Below are 6242 nucleotides of genomic sequence, written 5' to 3'. Positions count from 1 at the left end.
CAAATTCATAATTTCGGTTCTCAAAATTTCTTACTATGAAAGGTCCTATTTCTCTTTTTCTTACCCTATTGCTATTTAAACTCTGTTTTGCACAGCAATTGCAAACAGTAGTACAGCGAGGACACAACGCTTCTATCAAAGCAGTAGCGTTTACAAAAGATGGGAAATACCTCCTAACAGGTAGCCGTGATAAAACGGTAAAGCTTTGGGAAATAGCTTCTGGTCGGGAATTAAGAACTTACTATGGGCACGAGTCAACCATAAACGATATTGCCATAAGCCCGGATGGCAAAACCTTCTTGACGAGTAGTGCTGATAAAACCGCACGACTGTGGAGCATAGAAACCGGTGAGCAACTTCAAATATTTGAGGGGCATAAGGAATTACTTACTGCGGTAGATTATCACCCCAGGGGTAAGCAAGTAATTACAGCCGGGTACGATAACAATGCCATTTTATGGGATGTAGAAACAGCAGAGCAACTAGCCACATTTAAAGTAAACCCTGACAAAGGTTTAGGCTATGGCGTAGATGTAGTCTTTAGCCCTGATGGCAAGAAGGTAGTATTTGGTAACGATAACAAATCTGCTACCATCTATAATTTATCTACACTTGAGCTAGAAAATGAATATAAGCCCAGCGAAGGATGGTGCGGAGGCTGCGCCACTTTCGTAAAATACACCTCCGACAATCAAATATTGAAAGGTAGTAAAGATCATTTGTTAGAAATCATTTCTACTAAGCTCGCCTCTACAAAGACTCTTGCAAAAATAGATGACGAGCTCACAGCAATTGACTACAGTGTAGGTGGTAAAGTGTTACTTGCCAATGAGGATACCATTAAAGTTTATGACACAAGTGGCCGGCTATTATTTCAACAGAGACGAACACACGAGTTGCCAATCACGTCTGCGGCTTTCAGCCCTGATGGGCACACCATCGCTATCTCAAGTGATGAGCCCTACATTAAGCTCATATCTGCGCAAACCGGAGAGTTCATAAAAAATATAGAAGGGTACTTAAAGCAAGCAGATAAAGGTGGGCTTGAGTATGACCCTAATTCTCGGTGGGATTACTACATCAAAAGATATACAGATCTTAAAAATGATTTTGCAATCAGCCCGGATGGTAAGTATCTGGTAAAAGGTAAAATCGGCAACATGGCGAGAATGTGGGAGTTACAAACTGGTGTACTTACACAGGAGTTTAGAGGTCACACCAAGGCCGTACTCTGCATGGATTTTTCTAAAGATGGAAAAAAACTACTCACAGGAAGTGCAGACAATACCATCAAGGTATGGAATGTAGATGACGGAGAGTTACTTGCTACACTCAAGGGGCATCGGGAGCTGCTATTCACTGTAAAATTTGACGAAAATGACAGCAAAATACTTTCTACCAGTTGGGATGGTACAGTGAGAATCTGGAATGCGGAGACTTACGAGCAAATCGATTACCTGAGGCTCGAAAATGGGTCTGCCTATGATGCCCATTTCTATCAAAATGACATCTATACACTTACTGCCGGTCTCGACAAAACATTGAAATTATGGGAGGTAGATAGTAAAACACCAGTAAGAGATTTTATTGGCCATACGGATATCATTCACGACATAGCAATAAATCCTTTAAATGATGAAGTCGCCTCGGCAAGTTGGGATGGTAATATTAAAATTTGGAATGTTGCCACAGGTCTTCAAAAGAAAAGATTAAAGCACAGCGAGCAAGTTTATAGCGCGGAGTATAGTCATAAGTCAAAGTACTTAGCTGTGGGAGGATCAGATCGTTTACTAAGGCTTTATAAAACAAATAATTGGGAAGCAGATAAAGTTTTGTCAGGTCATACGGGCGCTATTACGCACGTAAAATTTACCCCTGACGACAATTACCTTATAAGTGCAAGTGACAATGGTGAGCTTATAATCTGGGATGTAAATACCGGAAGCCAGCTTATCACCTACATGGTTTTAAATGAAAACGATTGGATGGCGATTAACACAGAAGGCTTCTTCAACGCTACTCAGGGTGCTACGCAATCTATTGCTTTCGTAAAAGGCATGAAAAGTTACTCTGCAGACCAGTTTTATGATCAATATTACCAACCGGATTTACTAAACCGCACTTTCATTCAAGATGTGAAGAAGCTAAACATCAATGAAAGAATCGAGAAATATCCTCCTCCAAAAGTTACCATAGTTGCGCCACATGCATCTGAAACAGTCCGTAGCGCTGAGGTAAATGTAATTGCAACAGCAGAAGATATTGGTGGAGGAATAGAAAAAGTGAAGCTTGTACATAATGGCAAAACCGTTTTACTTGAAAATGCTCAACCAACAAATGGCAAGGTGGCCATTAATGAAACGGTTACTCTTGTGCCTGGAGTAAATAAACTCGTGGTGTCCGCCTTTAGCAGCGGTGGTATTGAGTCTTCCGGTGAGGTTGTGGAAATCACTATGGAAGGCAAATTAGCCTCTACTTTGTATTTGTTTACGGTAGGAATTAATGAATATAAAAACACCGACCTTAACCTCAACTATGCTGCGGCTGATGCTCAAAGTATAGCAAAGACGTTAGCTCAAAAGTCTAAAAAGCTTTTTGAAAGGGTTGAGACCATAAGTTTAAGCGATCAGGAAGCTACCAAAGAAAACATCATGCTCAAGCTATCAGCTCTTTCTAAAGTTGTGAAACCTCAGGATGTGCTGGTTTTTTACTACGCAGGTCACGGTAGTATGGTAGATAATAAATTTTACTTCATCCCTACCGAAAACACAAGATTATATAGTCAGGATAAGCTAGACAAGAACGCTATCTACGCGGGTAATCTACAGCAAAAGCTCAAAGATATAGCAGCACTTAAACAGCTATTAATTATCGATGCCTGCCAATCGGGGGGTAGTGTTGAACTACTAGCCACACGAGGAGCGGGTGAAGAAAAAGCATTGGCCCAGCTCTCAAGAAGCGCTGGTATACACGTGCTGGCTGCTGCGGGCAGTGAGCAATTTGCAGTCGAATTTCAAGAGCTTGGTCATGGCCTTTTCACCTATGTGCTCTTAGAAGCACTGTCAGGCAGAGCGGATGGCTCACCTAAAGATGGGAAAATCACTATTTATGAACTTAAATCGTTTATTGACGACCAGGTACCTGAGTACTCGAAAAAATATAAAGGTAAAATGCAGTTTCCCTATACTTTTTCGAGAGGACACGACTTCCCCATCGTGATTGATTAAAACTATTATTTAAATACCTGGAAAACAAGTAAGGCAGATAAGTAGGCTACGGCAGTCATATAAGTAAACTGAAGAATTGGCCACTTCCATCCTTTAGTTTCTCTATAAACAATAGCCAGCGTACTCATGCATTGCATCGCAAATGCATAGAAAACCAGTAATGAAAAGCCTGCGGCAAATGTGTACCGGGGCTCGCCAGTTTTCGGATTAATTTCGTTTCGCATTCGGCCTTTGATGGTTCCCTCATCTTCAACCCCTCCTATACTATAGATTGTGGCCATGGTGCCTACAAAAACCTCTCTGGCAGCAAATGAAGTTATAATGGCAATTCCTATTTTCCAATCGTAACCAAGGGGCTCTATGGCAGGCTCTATGGCTTTACCAAAAATTCCTGCATAAGAATGCTCGAGCTTATAGGCATCAACCTTGTTGCCAAACTCAACATCGCTTAATTGCGAAACATCATATTGAGCAGTAATCCTTTGCTCAGCCATTTCCATTTCATCGCCAGGGCCATAACTAGCCAGCACCCAAAGCACTACAGATATTGCCAAGATGATTTTTCCGGCCTCCAAAACAAAAGTCTTTGATTTCTCAAACATGGTCATACCCACGTTTTTCCATCTAGGCACTTTGTAAGTAGGCAACTCCATTACCAGGAAGCTTCTTTCCTTTGTTTTCAGGATCAACTTCATGGCAGCTGCCGACAAAATAGCTGCAAGAAAACCCAAGAGGTACATGCCCATCAAAGCAAGACCTTGAAGGTTAAGAATTCCTAAAACCGGTTCATCAGGAATAATTAAAGCAATGAGAATGGTATAAACCGGAAGCCTGGCAGAGCAACTCATAAAAGGAGTTACAAAAATCGTTATCAGCCTCTCCTTCCAGTTTTCTATCGTACGTGTGGCCATAATTGCCGGTATCGCACATGCCACTCCAGAAATCAGAGGGACAACACTCTTACCGTTCAGGCCGAACTTACGCATGATTTTATCCATGAGAAAAACCACACGAGACATATAGCCGGTTTCTTCAAGCACAGATATAAAGGCAAAAAGGATCGCTATTTGAGGAATGAAAATTACAATTCCACCTATACCTGGTATAATACCTTCTGTAAGTAGATTAGTAAGAGCTCCGGCTGGAAGAACATTCTTTAGGGCTACACTTAATTCAGAAAAAGTGAGGTCGATGATATCCATCGGCACTGTTGCCCAGGCAAAAATCGACTGAAAGATCAGAAAGAGGATAAATAAAAATATGGCATATCCCCAGATTTTGTGCGTAAATAAACCATCTAGTTTCTTAGTCCACTCTTTAGGTAGATAAGCGAAGTTTTCTTTTACAGCGGCATCAATCACATGGTTGATAGCAGCATACCTTTCTAAAGTCTCCTTCCTGCGTATGTCGTCTTTTTTGAAATCATACTTAATCGCAATCTCACCTAAGACCAACTTATCTCTATCACTAATAGAGTCGTTGATGCTATACTGCTGCAGCATTTGGTAGGCAACATAATCTTCTTCGATATTGAAGTTGCGCTTTACCTCATCGATAGCATCACCACAATGGTTTCGCGCATCAAATATGGGTTTTACCTGTCCATTTGGTTTCACCTGAGCAAGTACTTCTTTCAGCTTATCAATACCTGTTCCCTTACGAGCTCGGGTTGGCACTACCGGTACCTGTAGTCTTTCAGCCAGCTTTTTGGCATCGATGGAAAGCCCTGTCTTTTCAACAATATCCATCATGTTGAGCGCCAACACAACTGGAATATTAAGGTCTCTTATTTGAGTAAAAAGAAGTAGGTTTCTTTTAAAGTTGGACGCATCTACAATTACCACAACCATATCCGGATGCAGCGGATTTGAGCGGTTACCCAAAATATCAAAAACGATCTTTTCGTCTGTTGAGTTTGGGTATATACTATAAGTACCCGGCAGGTCAATTATCTCTGCGCGGGTTGTTTTATTAAGTTGACAAAAACCAGTTTTCTTGTCGACAGTAACACCAGGAAAATTACCAATTTTTTGATTGAGCCCAGTAAGGTGGTTAAACAGAGAAGATTTACCTGAGTTAGGATTACCTACAAGAGCAATTTTTGGCGTGCTACTCTGAGACATTTACTACTGAATAGAAATTGTAATCGCCTCATCTAACCTTAGAGAAAGGTTATAACCAGCTACGCTCACACAAATAGGATCGCCTAAAGGTGCCGCAAAATTATATTTTATTTCCGTACCCGGCAGACAGCCCATTTCCAAAAGTTTTAAAGAAAGTGCCTCATCCATAAAACCATTGATTACACCACTTTCCCCCGGACTGAGATCAACTACACTTCTTATTTTCACTTTTATTTAGATTAATTATAAACTACTGCGAAGATATGCCGTAAATCCGTCTTTAGCAAAAAACAGAGCGAAAAAGCACCCGTTCTCCTCCCTTAAAACTACCCACTAAGCTATAAGTTATACTGAGTCATGATACTGGTACTATTATTGTCTATTCTCAATATTTAAACCCTAAATAATTATACCATGAAACTCTTCTCTTTCCTATTCCTCTTCTCATCGTACTTTACCCTAGGCCAGGACATGTCGATTCCAATACCTGAAAAACCTGATCACATTTCTAAATCAGATTATCGACACACAGTAAGAATACTCAATAAGGTAAATGATAAAGGCTATGTAAATTATGCGTCATACCTGCAGGCTGCTCTTAGTTACGATGCTCTCCAGCAACCGGGTAGCATTATTCTAGACTTAGTAGATAAAGCCTTTTGCGAAGACCAGGAGGCGACCTGCCGTCTACTTCTGCATATGGACGAAGTCAGGCATATCTCCTTTAGTAATCTCAACAGAAGTGAAATCGATCGGCTTAGTAATAGATGTTATTGTGATGAGTAAAGGAAAAAAGAGACCCTTTCAAAAGTTGTAAAACAAGTCTAACAGGCATTCTGACGAAGGAAGAATCTTACTAAGCATATCGCATGATCACATTTTGTTAGTAAGA

4 protein-coding genes are annotated in these 6242 nt (G+C 40.7%); 2 read left to right on the top strand and 2 right to left on the bottom strand.

The window, feature by feature from the left end:
* The first annotated feature begins 35 nt into the window (after positions 1-35).
* A complete protein-coding gene (locus E1176_RS08125; protein WP_155210113.1) occupies positions 36-3227 on the top strand; it encodes a WD40 domain-containing protein in 3192 nt (1063 codons plus the stop codon).
* Positions 3228-3232: 5 nt separating this feature from the next.
* Here the strand turns inward: E1176_RS08125 and feoB are convergent, their stop codons facing one another.
* Together feoB and E1176_RS08115 are read right to left on the bottom strand one after the other, a co-directional pair.
* The gene (gene feoB / locus E1176_RS08120) at positions 3233-5350 is read right to left on the bottom strand and encodes a ferrous iron transport protein B (RefSeq protein ID WP_155210112.1); all 2118 of its coding nucleotides are present in this window, start codon (positions 5348-5350) and stop codon (positions 3233-3235) included.
* Positions 5351-5353: 3 nt separating this feature from the next.
* A complete protein-coding gene (locus tag E1176_RS08115; RefSeq protein WP_185152702.1) occupies positions 5354-5578 on the bottom strand; it encodes a FeoA domain-containing protein in 225 nt (74 codons plus the stop codon).
* 186 nt (positions 5579-5764) lie between these two features.
* On the opposite strand from E1176_RS08115, the gene E1176_RS08110 reads away from it, so the two are divergent.
* The gene (locus tag E1176_RS08110; protein WP_155210111.1) at positions 5765-6136 is read left to right on the top strand and encodes a hypothetical protein; all 372 of its coding nucleotides are present in this window, start codon (positions 5765-5767) and stop codon (positions 6134-6136) included.
* Positions 6137-6242: the final 106 nt, after the last annotated feature.

Source organism: Fulvivirga aurantia (genome assembly GCF_009711475.1).
Lineage (GTDB): Bacteria > Bacteroidota > Bacteroidia > Cytophagales > Cyclobacteriaceae > Fulvivirga > Fulvivirga aurantia.
This window is presented reverse-complemented; position numbering and strand designations above follow the sequence as displayed.